General features: G+C 55.5%; 15 protein-coding genes. 1 reads left to right on the plus strand and 14 read right to left on the minus strand.

Translation table 11 applies throughout. The features are described from left to right. Positions 1-96 precede the first annotated feature (96 nt). From ACDI13_RS03720 to ACDI13_RS03785, 14 genes are all read right to left on the minus strand, one after another. The gene (locus tag ACDI13_RS03720; RefSeq protein ID WP_316990921.1) at positions 97-1,500 is read right to left on the minus strand and encodes a sigma-54 dependent transcriptional regulator; all 1,404 of its coding nucleotides are present in this window, start codon (positions 1,498-1,500) and stop codon (positions 97-99) included. Positions 1,501-1,520: 20 nt separating this feature from the next. Further along, on the minus strand, positions 1,521-3,593 hold the full coding sequence (locus tag ACDI13_RS03725) for a pilus assembly protein TadG-related protein (protein WP_316990922.1): 2,073 nt from the start codon (positions 3,591-3,593) through the stop codon (positions 1,521-1,523). 34 nt (positions 3,594-3,627) lie between these two features. Beyond that, entirely contained in the window at positions 3,628-4,119 is a 492-nt protein-coding gene (locus ACDI13_RS03730) for a DUF3613 domain-containing protein (protein ID WP_316990923.1), read from the minus strand. 25 nt (positions 4,120-4,144) lie between these two features. Beyond that, entirely contained in the window at positions 4,145-5,143 is a 999-nt protein-coding gene (locus tag ACDI13_RS03735) for a tetratricopeptide repeat protein (protein WP_316989547.1), read from the minus strand. A gap of 5 nt (positions 5,144-5,148) precedes the next feature. Next, positions 5,149-6,129 carry a type II secretion system F family protein gene (locus ACDI13_RS03740; RefSeq protein WP_316989548.1) on the minus strand — a complete coding sequence of 327 codons (981 nt, stop codon included), beginning with the start codon at positions 6,127-6,129 and terminating at the stop codon, positions 5,149-5,151. A gap of 9 nt (positions 6,130-6,138) precedes the next feature. After that, the gene (locus ACDI13_RS03745; RefSeq protein ID WP_316989549.1) at positions 6,139-7,062 is read right to left on the minus strand and encodes a type II secretion system F family protein; all 924 of its coding nucleotides are present in this window, start codon (positions 7,060-7,062) and stop codon (positions 6,139-6,141) included. Then, on the minus strand, positions 7,063-8,397 hold the full coding sequence (locus tag ACDI13_RS03750; protein ID WP_316989550.1) for a CpaF family protein: 1,335 nt from the start codon (positions 8,395-8,397) through the stop codon (positions 7,063-7,065). 27 nt (positions 8,398-8,424) lie between these two features. Then, entirely contained in the window at positions 8,425-9,702 is a 1,278-nt protein-coding gene (locus ACDI13_RS03755; RefSeq protein WP_316989551.1) for a pilus assembly protein CpaF, read from the minus strand. A gap of 17 nt (positions 9,703-9,719) precedes the next feature. After that, entirely contained in the window at positions 9,720-11,054 is a 1,335-nt protein-coding gene (locus tag ACDI13_RS03760; RefSeq protein WP_316989552.1) for a type II and III secretion system protein family protein, read from the minus strand. A gap of 84 nt (positions 11,055-11,138) precedes the next feature. Continuing rightward, positions 11,139-12,095, minus strand: coding sequence for a Flp pilus assembly protein CpaB (cpaB, locus tag ACDI13_RS03765; protein WP_316989553.1), 957 nt, complete (start codon positions 12,093-12,095; stop codon positions 11,139-11,141). Beyond that, the gene (locus tag ACDI13_RS03770; protein ID WP_316989554.1) at positions 12,095-12,592 is read right to left on the minus strand and encodes a pilus assembly protein; all 498 of its coding nucleotides are present in this window, start codon (positions 12,590-12,592) and stop codon (positions 12,095-12,097) included. The genes cpaB and ACDI13_RS03770 overlap by 1 nt, the downstream gene beginning before the upstream one ends. Beyond that, positions 12,589-12,999 (minus strand): pilus assembly protein, encoded by a 411-nt coding sequence (locus tag ACDI13_RS03775; RefSeq protein ID WP_372372724.1) that lies wholly within the window; start codon positions 12,997-12,999, stop codon positions 12,589-12,591. Before ACDI13_RS03775 ends, ACDI13_RS03770 begins: the two co-directional genes overlap by 4 nt. Before the next feature lie 110 nt (positions 13,000-13,109). Then, on the minus strand, positions 13,110-13,619 hold the full coding sequence (locus tag ACDI13_RS03780; protein WP_316989556.1) for a prepilin peptidase: 510 nt from the start codon (positions 13,617-13,619) through the stop codon (positions 13,110-13,112). Between the two features lie 62 nt (positions 13,620-13,681). After that, complete coding sequence (locus tag ACDI13_RS03785) at positions 13,682-13,885, minus strand: Flp family type IVb pilin (protein WP_316989557.1); 204 nt, start codon at positions 13,883-13,885, stop codon at positions 13,682-13,684. Between the two features lie 674 nt (positions 13,886-14,559). Here ACDI13_RS03785 and ACDI13_RS03790 point away from each other — a divergent pair. Beyond that, positions 14,560-16,311, plus strand: a complete 1,752-nt coding sequence (locus ACDI13_RS03790; protein ID WP_372372727.1) for a ShlB/FhaC/HecB family hemolysin secretion/activation protein — start codon at positions 14,560-14,562, stop codon at positions 16,309-16,311. The last annotated feature ends 291 nt before the right edge of the window (positions 16,312-16,602 follow it).

Consider the following 16,602-nt stretch of genomic DNA (forward strand, 5'->3'; position numbering starts at 1 on the left):
CAGCAACACCGCCGTCTTGTGACTATGGTTCACCATACCCATCCCTTGATAATCAATTTTTTGTGTTTAGCTTGATACACAGAATCAGCCCGTATTCTAAACGCGGCTCGTCGCATCTTGTGCCTTTATGTTGAATTTGCGCATCTTTTCCCACAAGACTTTGCGAGAAATCCCTAATACGGCAGCCGTATCCTGACGTCGCCAGTTCTGCGTATCCAGAACATTGATAATGCGGGCACGCTCTTCCTGCTCCTGCGCACTCAGGCTGATGGCTGGCTCGGGCCGTTCCAGAATAGGCGCATCGTCAGGCAAGGCCAAGGCTGGTGCCATAACAGGGGCATTAAAGCGTTCCAGCACTTGTCGCAACTGCACCGATTCCCAGGCACCGAACTGCTTGCTCATGACAGCAACACGCTCGACCAGATTGGCCAACTCGCGCACATTACCGTTAAAGCGCATGCTGCCCACCGCATCCAGCACCCATTGGGGAATGTCCTCGACGTCGCACTCCAGGGCCTGTTCCAGCAAGGCGCAAAAAATGGCGATTTTTTCCTGGGAGCCACGCTGCTCCAGATTCGGAATCAGCAGCTCCACCACAGCCAGGCGGTAATACAGGTCTGCACGGAACTGGCCTTGTTGCACCAGCCCCAACAGGTTTTTGTTGGTGGCCGCCACCATACGAAAATCGACCGGAATCTGTTGCGTCGACCCCAGGCGCGTCACGCAACGCTGCTCCAACACACGCAGCAGTTTGACCTGTTGATGCAAGGGCAAATCCCCGATCTCATCCAGAAACAGGGTGCCTTGATCTGCCTGCTCGAAATAGCCTTTATGGGCACCAATCGCACCTGTAAAAGCCCCTTTTGCATGGCCGAAAAAATGGGCCTCGAACAAACCCTCAGGTACTGCCCCGCAATTGACCGGAACGAAAGGGCCTTGGGCACGCGAAGATCGCTCGTGCAACAGTTGGGCAATGCGTTCTTTGCCCACGCCAGTTTCACCATGAATCAGCACACTGGCCCCGCTATCGGCGTACATATCCGCCTCGGCAATCAAGGCTCGCATCACAGGCGAGACGGCAACTAAAGGCTGAGGGCCACCCTGCCCCTCACGCTCGACCTGTGCAGCCAGACCGGCCAGCTTGGCAACCAGAGTTCGCAACTCGGCCTGACTGAAAGAAAGCGGCAAGGTATAGGAATAAGCCGACGGGTAAAAACGTGGGTCGTAGCCCCGGTCCTCCGAGGCGACCCAGATTACCGGAATCGCATGCTCGACCAGCCATTGGTGTTGCTCGAACCGCCCTTGGGCCATCACGCTGACGGACACCAAAGCAACCGCATGACGCGTGGGATAACGCTCGGCATCCAACACCAGCGAAGGCTCTACACGCATGACCGCTATCGAACTGGGTTCCATGGCGCGCTCGGCACGCGTCACTAGATCGGAGCTGCCCTCCCAGACGTATAAGACAGGTTCATTACCCATAAAGCTGGTACTCATGACTGTGTTCGCCTCCCGCCCTATTGCACCAGATAGGCAGTACCGCACTGCACATCATGAAGTTTCACGTCAGCCTCGACCAGACTCAAGCCCAGCAGCTTTAACAACTCCTCCAGCAGAGCACTCAAGCCTTGCAATACCGGATCCAACAAAGCGACAACCAAACTTAATACAGCACCGACCAGGTTGGAGTCTTTGAAGACCAGCACCTCTACCGCCCCTGTCCGGCACTCACGCATCGCTTGCTGACCACCAATGCCACCGATCACGCAGGCCAAATCACTCAAGGGCGCCCCCAGCAGCGTGGTCAGCAGATTATCAACAAAGCCCAGGGTGCCGCCCAACACACCAATCAAGCCATTCTGGCTCATGGTGCGGGCCAGTTGATCCATACGTTCCTTGGACCAGTTCATCTCGTTAACCACCTCAGACACGGAGCGGCCGTATCCATCTCCCACCAGACTCTCTGCCATCGTACGCTTGCCGGAAGCACCACTCCATGGGGTGTTCAACAAATCACCGAGAATGCCGGAAAGAACCGCATCAGAGAGCAGACGCACACTACGGGACAAGTCCAGTTGAGTGGCATTGACCGTTGCCTCCGAGGGCTCACCCGGAGGCGCGGTCAGCGTCACGTGAACAGGATTTTTGGTATCAATCAGAGGCAAGGTCACTTTGGCCGTCAGGGGCAAAATACCCAGCACGTTAATGACGCGGTGACGCTGAATGTCCCCAAAGGACTCATCCTTGCAGCTATTGCTGGTCGAGAAGAAATCCGAATGCGGGAACTTGCCCAGACACACGTTCACCAAGGAGGAGCTGACCGCTATGGTGGCCTGATTCTCGGCAATCGGCGCACGGCAGACATTAACCAGCTCACCGGAGGCCTGAGATAACTCGATAATGACCGGCAGGCTTATTTCTGTTCCCAGAACTTTCAAAATCGGGCCTGCCAAGGGAATCTTGGATGAATCCAGATTCAGATAAACACGTACACCCGCCGAGTTCGCTTTCGTGCCTACCCCGCCCATGGCAATACTGGGCGGCTCCACAATCCGCACTCGCAAATCCAGGGCATTATTGAACATGTCGGTCAAACCGGCTGGCAGCGCCGTCAGGTTCAGATCAATCAGATTCTGGCCATTGGCAACCACCAAACCCGTATTGACCAATTGCAGTACGTCCAGGTTCACATTCAAAGCCGACAGGGGATCCACACCATTGATCAGGGCCAGGATACCGCCGTCCCCCAGCAACTTGACCGGCAAATCCAGGGGGCCGACGCCCAGCAACAAGCGAATGTAATCTTGTAAGGCCCCGACATCCAGACCCAGTGTTTTTTGCTGATCCAGCAAATCCAGACTGGCGCTGAGCAAATCGGCCAAGGTCAATTGCTCCAGTCGCGCCAGCTCCTGTGGCGTTCCGACACCGGCAATAACCGTTGCTGGCAATCCCAAGGCTTTCAACAAACCAGAAGGCGTAATCTTGGCATTGACCAGACCAGCCGAGTCCAGCACCGTCAATTGGTCCGGGCGCAGACCCACGCCGCGCAGCAGGTTATAGACCAAACCATTACGTTTTAAGGACAGCAATCGACTGCCCACGGAAAAGGTGGCAACCGGCTCGCTGTTCTTGGCCGTGGCAACCGCTTCAATCACCGAGGAAGTAAAGAAGGGAAACAAGGAAGGTGGCTGATAGCTCAAGTGCACACGCACCGAATCAGCGGGCAAGGCAGAGACAAAACGCTGGGCCGGATCACTGTGGCTGCTGTTCCATTGACCACAAAAGACTTTGGCACCATCGCCCGTCAAACCCGCCGCAGGTGAATCAGGCTGGCTGCGCAGGCTGAACCTGGCCATGTTTTCACCTTGCTGGCAGCCCAAGGTATCCCCAGAACCCAGGGCCTGCGCCCCCGCCAAGGCAGCCAGATCGGCCGCGTTTTGCAACCCCCGCTTCACATGGAAGTTATGCCCCAGGTGCGCCGCACCCAGCAACACCAGCCCCACCAGCAAAGCCGCGGCCGCAGGCACAATAATGGAACCTTGCTGCTTGTGCGCCTGCTCGTTCTGGGTTCGAGTTATTCCCCATTTCATCTTGCTCTCCTGGCCCGCTCCAGCCCTTTAGGCCTTAATCACTACTGTTTGTTTTGATGCGTTCTTTCATGTACTCGGGAATGGGGTGCTTGAAGCTGTTCAAATAACGCTCCCAAACCAGATTGGCTGCCGCACCGTGTACAGGCAAGACCTTGCCTTCCCGGTCCGGATCGGCCTGCATGCTGAGCAGGCTGCGGGTATCCGGGCCGACCTCGATACGTGGTGGAATATGACGACGCTCGTTCTGTACATGCACAGGCAAGCCCTCCACTTCAGGCCAAGGGTGTACTTCCTTATCGCTCAAGCGGTACTTTTCGTAAGGCTGTCGTTCGGCTGGCGTGGTGGTTGCTGCAGTTGGCGCCGCCGGGGTAGGCACGCCTTGATTGCTGGCGGTTGCCGGGCTGGTGCTGACCGGGTATGTATGGGTGCCTGAAACCATGGTTCCAGTCAGCGGAGCTTGTGTCTGCGCCCAGGCACTACTGGCCATCAACAAGGTGCAGCAGGCCAAAATGCGGGATCGGTTCATTGCGATATCCTTGAAAAAACGGCAATCAATTCATTGACGAGGGCGCGGGTCCCAGGCTCTCGAGCAAGGGTCGGTTCAAGCCCGCTTGGGTGGAGGAAACCACAACAGGAGCAGGACGAGCCACGACCTGACGCTGGGGCTGAGCAGATCGATTCAGGACCACTTGATCCGTTGCCACCGAGGGGGCTGAACCCAAGGCCACCGCCTGAGCTCTGGCCTGCTCTTGCTGTGCAGCCGCCGCCATGCGCCGCTCCTGGTGCTTCTGCATTTGCTGACGTGCGTGCAATTGTTCGAGCTCCTGCCCAATTTGCTCGGCCATCTGCACAATGGCTTGCTGGGTGGCCGGATCCATACCCGCCTGCTGCATCACAAAACCGGCGCGTTGCGTCTCCTGGCTAACCAGCAGATACAAGGCCATATTGCTCAGTATCTTGGGATTGTCCGGGGCCAGTTCTGCGGCCTTGCCCAAAGCCAGACGTGCTTGCTGAGGGCGACCGGAACGCAAGTAGGCATAAGCCAGATCGCTTTGGACAATCGCATTCGTCGGGTCTTGCTGAGCGGCCTGCTTCAGAAAATGGGCGGCTTGATCAAAGTGCTCTTGCGAGCCAGCGATCAAACCCAAGCCTTGATAAGCCCTCCCGGCCACTGGTGTATTCAACAGGGCCTTGAACGTGTGCGCAGCCTGTTCCAACTGCCCGGTTTGACGCTGCGCTTCAGCCCGCAACACCATGACCTCGGGATCCGTTCCGTACTCTTTCTCCATGGCCTCGGCATACGCCAGAGAAGCAAAGTAACGTCCCTGCTTTTGTGTCTCTTGCAGCATGCGTACCGCCATCTGCTTATCGGTAGGTTTGCGCTTTTCCCAGTGCTCAATTTCCTTGCTCTGCAAAAAGGCTTCCTGCTCCTGTTGCTGACGCACCAGCTCGTAAGCCGAATCCGTGGTGGAACACGCGACCAGCAAGGTACTGCTCAAACCCAGTGCAGCCCAGCGCATCACGGGACGAATCCATATCGATGTTTTCATTAAAATCATCCTCCGGCCACTTGGCTCAAGCCACGGAACAAGGCCAGAAAACCTGACCCTGCAGTAATAATCAACAAGGCAGGCAACAAGGTCAGCACCATGACGCCCGTCATCTTGACAGTCAGTTTGCCCACTTTGGCTTTCATCTCCAGACGACGCTGCTCACGCAAGCGCACGCCGAAACGATGCAAGGGCTCCTGCATCGCGCCACCGTGCTGGTCCACCTGCACAATCAGGCGGCAGATCACGGCCAGATCTTCATTGGTAAAGCCGCTGGCAATCCGCTCCAAGGACTGCTCACGGGTACGGCCACGGGCGTATTGTTCGACCGCAATGGTCAGCTCTGAACCCATCACGGGAATCACGTCATGGAACTCGCGCTCAATGGTGTGCAAGGTCTGGTCCATGGACAGGCCCACGCCTTGCAGCAAACGCAGCAAGTCCACAAACAGGGGCAACTCGGCAGCGATACGCAGACGACGCTGCGAGACCCGTCGTGCCAGCCACCACTTGGGCAGCATCCAGCCCAGAGCAAAGCCAAGAAACACGGACACAAACGGCACGTACTCATTCAGCCTGCGAGTCAGGGGCAGCAAGCTGAACAGGACAATCAAGACAATGCTCAACCCCACTCGACTCAAGACGAAGTACTGCCGCGCCACATCAATATGCTTGAAGCCGGCATTCATGATGAGCACGCGGTCTTCTTCGCTAAGCAGGCTGGACCCAAAGCGCCCTTTCAGCCAACGCTCTCCCAGGCTACCCGCCTGCATCTTGATTTGTTCGACCGTCTGACGAGACTGGCTAGGTGCTTGCGTCGTATGCGGCGCGCCTTTCAGGCGCTCATCGACCACCTGGCTTAAACGCATGGCTTGCTGACGCTGCTGCCAATGGTTGTGAAACCACAAGGCAAACAAAATCAGGCCAGCCAGCGCGCAAGCCACGGCTCCCCAGACCAGAACAGTTTGTGCTTCCAAGGCCATCATGTCTTGCTCCTAGACATTGCGTGCCATCCAATACAGCCAATAACAACCCACACACTGCAAAACCGCTGCGAACAACAGCATGCGGAAACCCACCGGGTCGTTCCACATCGTCAGGAACAGCTCGTTATTGAAAATCAGAATGTAGACACCGATCAGGATCGGCAATAAAGCCAGAATCCAGGCGGACAGACGCACCTCGGCCGACAAAGCGACCAGCTCGCTGCGGGCGTTTTCCCGGTCACGCATAAAGCCCGCCATACGCTCCATGGTCTGATCACTGCGACCACCAAAACGCATGGCCACACTGATCACGGCAGCCACCAGAAACAGCTCATGCAATCCGTGCTGACGCGACACGGCACGCAAGGCCACATCCAGATCCTGGCCGGACCGATGCAAAGAATTGGCATCCTGCAACACCTGCCCCAAAGGCTGCGGCGTATTGTCAGCCGCATTCAAAAAGGCGGCACCCATACTGTTGCCGATGGTGATCAAGCGAACCATGAGATCCAGAAAGTCCGGAATCTGCGAAACGATTTTGCGGTGACGCTTATCGCTACGAAACCACAGAAAGGTATAGGCGCCCAGTACAGTGGCTAGCAGCATGGCTATCCCCGCCACGGGGCCAACCAAGGCCAGCAATACGGCAGGCGGCACCACAATGCACAGCAAAAGGGTCAGATAAAAACGCTGTGACGGCTGAATGCCGGTGCGCAGCATGAACTCCCGCCAACCTTTGGGCGCACCCAACCAGGCATCCTGGGGGCTGGGCTGTGCTCGCACACTGCTCTGTACTGCCGGACGCAACGCCAGTTGCTGCTCCAGCACCTGCGCTGAACGCTGGGCCTGCTGACGCTGAGCGCCTTTGGCCCAGAGCAGCACAGCGCCCAGCATCAGAATCACAGCCGCCAATGCGATATACAAAGCCATCATTTAGCGTCTCCAATCCCAGAAGCCACCTCCCTCTTTAGGGGTATTTTCCTGGGCCTGAACCTGCTCATTAGCCAGTTGATCGCGGTACTGCATCAACTTGCGGGTATGCGGATGAATGCCCAGGCTGACCCAACGATCCTGCTCAGAGCCATCGTCCAGCACATAGGACTCGTGGCGATACAGCTCCTGCATGGCAATCACGCCATCGCCCATGCCGGTGATTTCGGTAATGGACAACACCCGGCGCTTGCCATTGGGCAAACGGCCAATTTGAATAATGAAGTCCAGCGCACTGGCTATCTGCCGACGCAAGCTGTCCTCGCTGCCCTGAAACCCGGCAAAACCGGCCAGCATTTCCACTCGATACACACATTCGCGCGGCGAGTTGGCGTGAATCGTGGCCATGGAGCCTTCATGGCCGGTATTCATGGCTTGCAGCATGTCGATCACCTCGGCACCCCGCACCTCACCCACCACCACTCGGTCCGGACGCATACGCAAGCTGTTGCGCAAGAGTTCACGAATCGAGATTTCGCCGCTGCCGTCATACCCGGCCTGACGCGCTTCCAGACGCACGACGTGCGGGTGGTTCAAGGCTAACTCAGCCGTATCTTCCACGGTCACAACACGCTCGGTTTTGGGAATATAAAAAGCCAAGGCATTCAGCAAGGATGTCTTGCCGGAGCTGGTTCCGCCAGAGATCAGAATATTGCAGCGCGATTTCACGGCGGCTTGCAGCAGTCGGTCCACCGGCTCGTCAAACGCCCCCAAACGCATCAGGTCTTCAGGCTTTAGCGGGTCCTTGCGGAACTTACGGATGGAGACCATGGGGCCATCCACCGCCAGAGGATGAATGACGACGTTCAGACGGCCACCATCGGGCAAGCGGGCATCGACCATCGGGACCGACTCGTCCAGTCTGCGCCCCAAGGGAGCCAGAATACGGCGCACGATACGCAGCACGTGCTGGTCATCCGTAAACCCACTAGGCTCTTGGCCCAACACGCCACCGCGCGACACAAACAGCTTGTCGTAGCCGTTGATCAGAATATCTTCGACACCAGGATCTTCCAGCAGATCCTCCAAAGGCCCCAAACCCGCCAGCTCACGAGTCAGCGCCTGCACAATCTCGCGCACTTCCTGTTCGTTGACAGGCACCCGTTTCAAACGCACAAAACTGGCTAACTCGATGCCCACAAAATCCTGTATGGCCTGCCGTGTCCAGCGGCCAAACTCGGCTCCCAACTCCTCGATGCGAGCCAGCAAATGTTCATGGGCCTGCTCCCGAACCTGAATCAGGTCGGGACGACCACCGAGCAATGAAGTATTGTTCATGCTTTACTTTTCCATGCTTGGGCCTGTTCAGCCCCCGAACCTGAATTTAAACCGTCCCAAAACCGTACTGACCTTGTTTTGTGACAGCCCCTGCCTGCGTCCCGTCAGACCTGATGCCAGACTTTGCATGGCACGGGTATACGGGTCCTTCTCATCTACTTGCACCAAAATCTTGCCCAGTCCGGCGCTGCGCATATGCCCAAGACGCCGATCCGGTAGCACGGCGGCCAGTTCCAGACCAAAACGCTCTGCGATGGCCTGCGCCGAAAAGCCATAAGCCGGATCAAACTGATTGACCACCAGACGCACATTGGCCAGCGCATCAAACTGCGCACGCAAGGCCATGAATTCGGCCAGGGACACCAGGGCACCCATGCTTTGATCAGTGACGACCAGCACCTCATCCACCAGCGACTCCAGTTCCACCAGAAAGCGCGGATTAGGAAAGCCACCGGCATCAATCACCAGACAACCCATGCGTTCACGCAAATAACTGCACAGGCCCAGCGAATCTTCCAGACTGATCTGATTCAAGGTGTTCACATCGGCTGGCAAAGACAGCAGGTTCAAGCCGCTACTGTGCTGTGCCAGCGCCGAGTGCAGCATGGTGTCGTCCATGCGATGACGCTGCGAGGCAGCCTGAATAAAATCAAAATCCGAGCCCAAGCCCATGTACAAAGCACAATCTCCGGTGGGCGCGCCCAGATCCAGCAAGCCCACACGCTCGGTCAGCGGCACCAGCTCAACCGGCAAAGGTTTGGCCGAGGACACACCGCGGACTTCCTTGCCCATGCGATTCATCTCTTGCTGCAAGAGCCAGGCCAGACTGCTGGCAGCGGTACTGCAACCGACGCCGATCCGCGCCCCCATCAACAAAACACTGCGAAACGGTTTGTCCAACAAAGGGCTGTGCTGGGCCTGACCCAATTTTTCTATCAGTACCTGCAATTGATGATGCAGGTCCTCACTCGTATCCAGGCTCAAGAACTCATTGGCACCCGCACGCAAGGCATTCACGGGCCCCTTTGGTACCGATGCCCGTCCCACCGCCACACGCTGCACACTGGCATCGAGCCGCGCCAGGCTGCGCACCAAAGTCATGACCGGCCCGCTTTCATCCTCATGCTGTCCATGCACAAAATCAAAAAACACCAAAGGTTCCGCTTGCTTGGCCAGCTCCCGGCGCAAACTCTCGGTCGTGGGCTCAATTGCCCTTACCGTCAGCAGCCCGGCGGCTGCCGTGTTGATCATCACAGCCAGCTCGGGGTGCTCTGTACACAAGAGATATTCCCGGTATCGTTGCACGTCACCACTCCACACGCTTAGCGCGAAAACCCCGGCATCTGCTCGTAACCATGGCGGCCCAGCAAGAAGTAGCCCCAGGCATTGGGGGCATCATCCAGCTTTTCCTGACGACCACCCGGCAAGGCAATTGTGGCGCCCTTCTGGATAGGTTTGATCAGGCGGGGAGTAACAACAATGACCAGTTCCAGTTCTTTCTGGCTGTACTGCACATTGCGGAAAAAACTACCCAAAATGGGCAAATCCCCCAGGAAAGGGATCTTTTTGACAGCAGCGGCGGTTTGGCGCGACACCAGGCCACTGATGATGTAGCTCTGACCATCACCCAGCTCGATCGTGGTATCGGCGCGGCGGGTACGCAAAGAAGGCATCACACCGCCGCCGGGCATTTCCACCACACGTGAGTAATCCAGATCACTGGCTTCAGGGGCAACCTTCAAGGCAATACGTTCGGGAGACAGCACCGTCGGCGTCACCGTCAAACCGATACCAAACGGTTTGTATTCCACTGTGGTCGTGCCCAAACCGCCCGAACTGGGGATAGGGATCTCGCCACCGGACAGAAAACTGGCGCTGTGGCCGGACATGGCGACCAAGGTTGGCTCGGCCAGCACACGGGCCAAGCCGTTTTGTTCCAGCAGATTCAAGGCCGCACTGAAGTTGCTCGAGTTATAAGCCAAACTCAAGCCACCGCTTAAAGCCTGAGGCAACAGGTTCACTCCGCCCGACCAGGGCTTGCCGCCAATGGCATTGGCACTCAAGCCAATGTCCTTCATCACTTCGCGGGAGACTTCCACCACTTTGACTTCTACCTGCACCATGCCACTGGCGCTGACCTCGGACAGGTCCAGCACGTCGGCATCCGGGCCGGCACCGGAACGCGCTGCGGCCATGGCGTTTTGATGGTCCAGCAAAGAGGGGCTGCTACCTGTAATCAAGGACTGCTGCCCGGCACTGGAGATCTGTGCAGACAGGGGGCTGCCCGATTGCGCCAGTTGCTGCTGCACCTGGCTGCTCACTTCAATGGTCCAGCGATCCGGGTTGGCGCGACCCGGCATCCAGACACGCAAATCCGCCGTGCCTGCGCGCTTGCCAATCAACAGAACCTCGCCTCGCTGTCCGGTCGACGCAGACAGAATCTGCACATCCGCCACGCTCTCATCGCTGATCGCCACCCGTTGCGGGACTTGCGACAAGCGCAAGATATCCTGATCGTTCGCCACCAGGCGAATCACCTTCTGACTGGCGCTGGCCTGCGTCGTTTGCGCCATGACGGGCACCGGTGCCAGTCCCGACAAGCAGAGCGCGTACCAGCACCCCAAACCCAGAACTGCTTTTTTGATTTTCTGTCTCATGTGTTTCATCCATGCTGCCTTGCGTCGCTTCCCGTCAACCCCCACAAGCTGGCTGACCCGTCCCCACAACAAGCTCTGTATTGCTTAATACTGAATGACCTCTAAACGGCCTCCGCGGATAACTTCCGTGCGGCGCGGCGGCGCCGCATACGGCTCGCCACTGGCTTTGGCTCGTGCCTGCACCTGTTCTTTTTCCGTCTGACTGATTGCAAATTCACGCAAGCCCAAGCCCGCCATGGCACGGTTTTCCGGCAACTTCAAGGCATCGCGCTGATCCGCGTCCAGCCCAGCACGTGCCGGGATCAAGCCCGCAAATTCGGGAAACAAAGAAGCATCGGGCAGGTTCTCGTCCTTGGGAGCACGCAAGACCAGTTGCAGGCTACCGCCGCGGCTAGCGAGCAAGAGCTCATTGACCGACTCCACAGGGACGGCCACCATGGCATGGCGGGCTTGGGTTTCGGCACGATTGGTAGTGGCGCTGGCTTCTGCCGGATCCGGCCCGGACAGTGAAGCGCCACCGTAGGCCAGCACGCGCACCCGTGGCATCAACAAACGGGCTTGTGTGTCATTGACCTCGTTACCGCTGTTGAAGGTAATGAAGATATCCACCAGATCGCCCGGCTCCACCCTATGGCTGGCGCCGGTAATCACGTCAATGGGAATGGTGACAGCCCGCTCGCCATCTTCCAGATACGTGGCCAAGCTTTTAGCAATAAAGCTGCTTAGCACGGGTTGGCCCTGGCCCAGATCAAAACGCAAGGTTTTGCCAGTCAAGGCCTCCAGGTTATTGAAAGACTGAGCGGGAGCGGCTGGCCACTGCGCCAGCTCCAGCGCATCAGCCTGCAAGGTTTCCCCGGCTTTCATATCTCGTTTGACCAAGACCACCGCCTGCAAGCTCACCGCTGGTTCTGCGCTTTGCGTGCTGACTACCGGCTGGACCACCTCGGGTTTGGGCTTCATTCCCAGGTACAAGGCAAACGCAACCAGTACGGCTGCGATCAGCAATAAAAGGACTGCCGCCCCCTTCATAATGCCGCTCATTAATGTGGTCTCCGTAGTACGAGTAATGTCTTGGCGCTTAAGCTGCGCACATAATCTTCAGGATCTGTCTGATCTTCTTCAGAGCTGAGCAGATCCAGGGTTTTAGAAAGGATTCCAGGTTCAATATCCAGCTTCAGAGAGAGCTGGGCGCAATCGTATAGAGGCTCCGAGGCACAAGCCTGGGATTGAACATCCGCGCTAAGATCACCAAACCAGTGCAAAAATGCATCACCCTTGGCTTGGCCCTTGCCATACTCTTTCTCCAGTACGTCATCCACAAAGGGCGCAATCTGATCCACAGTTTTGACGTTCATCGTCACTTGCCGGGAAAGGTCACCGACCAAATGGCTCATTTTCTGCTTGGCCAAAAACAAGGAGCTGAACGTGATGATGCCGCTGAAGATCAGCAACAACATCCCCACCATCAAGGCGAACTCGATGGCTGCAACACCTTGCTGGCGCTGTGCGGCCGGAAAGAACGGCGCTGCGCGAGTCATGGCGTGCCTCCCGTGGCGCCCACCTCACCCGCAACCAACAAATTGATCTGCGCCTTGCCCTTTAATTGCTCAGGCACGACCAAGGCAAACAAGGTATCGGGAGCGAAACGGGGAATCAGCGGGGCTTGTAGATAGTCGTACACAATGCCGACACGCAGTTCTTCACTGTGTAAATCCGTGGAGATGCGTACATGCTCACTACCCACCCAATTGCTTAGCCACTGCACCTGATCAGCAGCCACTGCCTTGGCCCGATCCACACGTGCCTGCAAACGGTCCTGACTAAGCAGAGGGCCTCCCGGCCCCGCCCCTGGTTCAATCAGGGCAGCACGGGCACCAGATTCGGCAGCAAAATTCAAAGATTGCTGAGCGGTCATAATCAAACCGAACGTCAGCAAGCCATACATAAAGAGAAACAACAAAGGAAAGACCAATGCAAACTCCAGCGCGTAAGCCCCTTGTTGGTGCTTTTTAATGACGCCACGCCGTGTTGCTAATTGGCCCTCTCGTGGGGGCTTTATTGATTTTGAATCCATACCCACCCCATTGTTGCAAGGGATAACCAGGCCCCTAAAGGCACACTACGCGCCTTGACTCGGGTTCCCGGCAAAGCAAATCCATATTTACGTTCCAAGGATGGAATCAGCACCAGCACCAAGGCATGCAAACCGGCCAGTACCGTGCCAAACAACACCACCATGCCGGCCTCTTTCCACCCCAAAGCCAGCCCCAGCACCGCCATCAGCTTTACATCGGCTGCGCCCATCAAACGTAATATCCAGACCGGATAAAACAGGATCAAGGCGGCTGAAAAACCGATCAGGGAGTCCCCCCAGCCCGCCACCCATCCTAAAGGAAGGCCATAAGACAAACTGACAACAAGCTTATGCAGCAGAACCGCTAAACCATAAAAAACTAATAAGGAATTAGGGATTTTCCGTAATCTCAGATCGTTATAGATAATCTGAACGGAAAAGAAAAACAGAATAAAAATAAAAGAAAGGCTTATTAAAACAAGCATAAGCATCAGCCATTCAAGCTAAAAGGCACAGCCAGGCTTGAATTGGCTGATGTTCAAACAAAGTCAAACTATGAACTGGACGTCTCGCCGCCAGCAGCAGGAGTGCCATCCTTAAGAGCGTTTGAAACTTTGGCAAACATGCCCTTCAAATCCGTACCAAGTGCTGTCAAAGCGGCAATGATCGCCACCGCGATCAGCCCTGCGATCAGGCCATACTCAATAGCCGTTGCGCCGTCTTCATCGTTCCAAAATTGCTTAAGTTGAGTCTTCATGACTGTCCCCATTTAAAAAGAAAAAATCACCCTCAATAGCGAGGGCTAGAGGCCCCTCGGGGCACAACACTTTGCCAACTTTCACTGCTAACTGTTATCAATTTTTGTATTTTCCAGATGAAATCATCTTAAACCCAGGTATGTCTATGTTTTTACTAGGGTTTACGTGTAACAACTGTCGAATACACAAACGAATTCTAGCTCAAAGATACGAAAAACGCATGATTGTGCATTTACAACAGCCAAATTCTTATAAAAAAAGGCCAAAAAACAGCTAATTTGAAACTTTTACTTACCATAATTGTGTCAAATATTGTTATTGTTACTGTTTCTATCATTTCAAAATGAAACAAGAAAAGAAGTGATACGCAGTTGGAGAGCCTCAGAAACTCAACTTTAATTACTTGAAAGAAAGCGATTTTTTTTCAATGCATTGCCACCTGCAAGGGAAAACCCGCAACCGCTACAGTAAGCCTGAATACAGCGATAAAGGACTGTTCGCTAACGAGCTAAATCAGGGCTATTTTTTTTACGTTTCAGAATGTAATAGTTAAGGCCTTTTACAGCAGCAAGAAGGAATTCCTCGCTTTCAAACACCAAAAAGTGACAGTGAAGATAAACTACGGCACAGTAGAAAAAAGCGCCCGATTTCTAGCGAATACTCATTAATGAACATGAATCTCAAGCACCACTTGTCACCGACCCTGCTCAGAAAAAAAAATCCCGGCATGATTATCGGCTTGGGCTTATGTCTGGGTCTGGCCACGACGGGTTCAGAAAGCTGGGCGGACGCCCCCTTGCGGGGGAACCCGGTTGACTCTTTGCCGCCCATTAATGCACCTACACCCAGCAGCCGCGCTCCCTCTTTACACATTCCGCCCGCAGCAGCCCAGACTCAATTGCAGCAACAGCTACAGTTGCAAGTAGTAGTGCGCAGCTTTGATGTCAGCGGCAGTCGCAGCATTCCTTTTGAGCAGATCACCGCCATTCTGGAACCTCTGGCCGGCAAAACACTCAGCCTTGCCCAGCTCATCAACGAGGTGAACAAGATCACCGCCTTGTATCAGCAACACGGCTACCCCCTGTCCTTTGCCATCTTGCAGCAGCAGGACTTCGCGCAAGGACACATCAAGGTCACGGTGGTGGAAGGCCATGTAGGCAGCGTTCGTATTGAAGGCGATCCAGGTCGCAGTCAGGCTCGCATCGAACGTATTGCCCAGGCCATGGTGGATGAAAAACCGCTTACCCAACGCACGCTGGAACGCACCATGAATTTGCTGCGTACCGTCCCTGGCCTGAAAATAGACCCCAAGCTGGACATGCCCGTACGCACCGATGGGGCTTCGGAGCTGCTCATCAATGCACAGCACAAATCCTTCGACGCCCACGCCAGTGTCGCAGAAATGGGTTCCAGCAAGCAGGCTCTGGTGCAATTGAGCGCCAATAGCCTGACACCCTTGGGCGAAGAACTGAAGCTGACCGCTGCCATCCCCACCCGCTCCGAAGACGTAAAGTATGTCAGCGGGAACCTGACCATTCCTCTGAGCGGTAATGGATTGAACCTGGAAATTGATGGTTATCACTACCGCTCCGAGCCACGCGACGAAGTGCTGGAAAGCCAGGGCTGGAACCGTAAGGTCATCAACGAACGTATCGGGGCGGCGATCAGCTACCCCTTTATTTTGAACAATCAGCGCAGCCTTAAAGGCACAGCAGGCTTTTATGCCAGCCGCTCCCTGGACGATTACACCCACAAAACGCTGGATAATGTCTGGATTGAAAACACCACGGACGTACGCGCCCTGAAGGCCGAATTGCGCTATACCGATGCCTCGCCACGACAATCGCGCGAGGTCAATTTCGGGGTGTATAAAGGTCTGGATGCGATGGGTGCCCGCAAATCCTTGAACACCTATTTACAACGTGATGCCGAATCGGATCTGGATTTGGACTTCACCCGCTGGACGGCCTCTTTCAAACAGAACCTGGCTTTACCGGGCAAGTTCGGCATGAGTTTCTCAGCCAGCGGTCAGTACAGCTCGAACGTCTTACCGAACTCCGAACAGATATCTTTTGGCGCCTGGCGACATGGCTATGGCTATCCGCAAGGCGAGCTGGCTGGAGACAAAGGCATAGGTGCCACGCTGGAAATCAACCGACGCTTCACCAACTCATCCACCTGGCTCAACAACATCCAGCCGTATATCGCCTATGACTGGGCGCGTGCCTGGTACAACCTGGACCGACTCAACAGCTATAACAACCGCAACCTGCGCTCTGCCGCAATTGGGGTACGACTGTCCAATAACAAGCATTACTTGTTTGACATCAACGTCGCCAAACCACTGGGCGATTTGCCGGTTAACTCCGATGAACGCAAGCTACGTTTAAACACTAACTTCCTGTTCTTCTACGACGGTTTTTAAACACGGCCCCTGCGCACCGTGACTGTTTCATTCCCCCCAAGGCCATCACAAGATGGCCTTTTTTGTTTTGCATTCCAACGAATTTCGGGCTCAGGTGTTACGAAAAACGTTACGTAACAGGAACGGAACACCCCGTAAAAACAGCCTTCCAAAAGCGTAAACAAGCCTTAACGCCTAATAACACCACGTCAAAAGAAAACAAAAAATCAACGCAACCCCTTGATTAAAAACCATAAAAGCAAAATAAATCACAATCATAGAAATTTGGCACGCTACTTGCTTCATGTCTAT

Source organism: Alcaligenes faecalis (assembly GCF_041521385.1).
In the GTDB taxonomy this organism is placed as follows: Bacteria; Pseudomonadota; Gammaproteobacteria; order Burkholderiales; family Burkholderiaceae_B; genus Alcaligenes; species Alcaligenes faecalis_E.

What these genes read in the sequence shown, in the direction of transcription:
- ACDI13_RS03720 (WP_316990921.1), bottom strand. Translation starts at nt 1,500, where the DNA reads ATGAGTACCAGCTTTATGGGTAATGAACCTGTCTTATACGTCTGGGAG.
- ACDI13_RS03725 (WP_316990922.1), bottom strand. Translation starts at nt 3,593, where the DNA reads ATGAAATGGGGAATAACTCGAACCCAGAACGAGCAGGCGCACAAGCAG.
- ACDI13_RS03730 (WP_316990923.1), bottom strand. Translation starts at nt 4,119, where the DNA reads ATGAACCGATCCCGCATTTTGGCCTGCTGCACCTTGTTGATGGCCAGT.
- ACDI13_RS03735 (WP_316989547.1), bottom strand. Translation starts at nt 5,143, where the DNA reads ATGAAAACATCGATATGGATTCGTCCCGTGATGCGCTGGGCTGCACTG.
- ACDI13_RS03740 (WP_316989548.1), bottom strand. Translation starts at nt 6,129, where the DNA reads ATGATGGCCTTGGAAGCACAAACTGTTCTGGTCTGGGGAGCCGTGGCT.
- ACDI13_RS03745 (WP_316989549.1), bottom strand. Translation starts at nt 7,062, where the DNA reads ATGATGGCTTTGTATATCGCATTGGCGGCTGTGATTCTGATGCTGGGC.
- ACDI13_RS03750 (WP_316989550.1), bottom strand. Translation starts at nt 8,397, where the DNA reads ATGAACAATACTTCATTGCTCGGTGGTCGTCCCGACCTGATTCAGGTT.
- ACDI13_RS03760 (WP_316989552.1), bottom strand. Translation starts at nt 11,054, where the DNA reads ATGAGACAGAAAATCAAAAAAGCAGTTCTGGGTTTGGGGTGCTGGTAC.
- cpaB (WP_316989553.1), bottom strand. Translation starts at nt 12,095, where the DNA reads ATGAGCGGCATTATGAAGGGGGCGGCAGTCCTTTTATTGCTGATCGCA.
- ACDI13_RS03770 (WP_316989554.1), bottom strand. Translation starts at nt 12,592, where the DNA reads ATGACTCGCGCAGCGCCGTTCTTTCCGGCCGCACAGCGCCAGCAAGGT.
- ACDI13_RS03775 (WP_372372724.1), bottom strand. Translation starts at nt 12,999, where the DNA reads ATGTATGGCTTGCTGACGTTCGGTTTGATTATGACCGCTCAGCAATCT.
- ACDI13_RS03780 (WP_316989556.1), bottom strand. Translation starts at nt 13,619, where the DNA reads ATGCTTATGCTTGTTTTAATAAGCCTTTCTTTTATTTTTATTCTGTTT.
- ACDI13_RS03785 (WP_316989557.1), bottom strand. Translation starts at nt 13,885, where the DNA reads ATGAAGACTCAACTTAAGCAATTTTGGAACGATGAAGACGGCGCAACG.
- ACDI13_RS03790 (WP_372372727.1), top strand. Translation starts at nt 14,560, where the DNA reads ATGAATCTCAAGCACCACTTGTCACCGACCCTGCTCAGAAAAAAAAAT.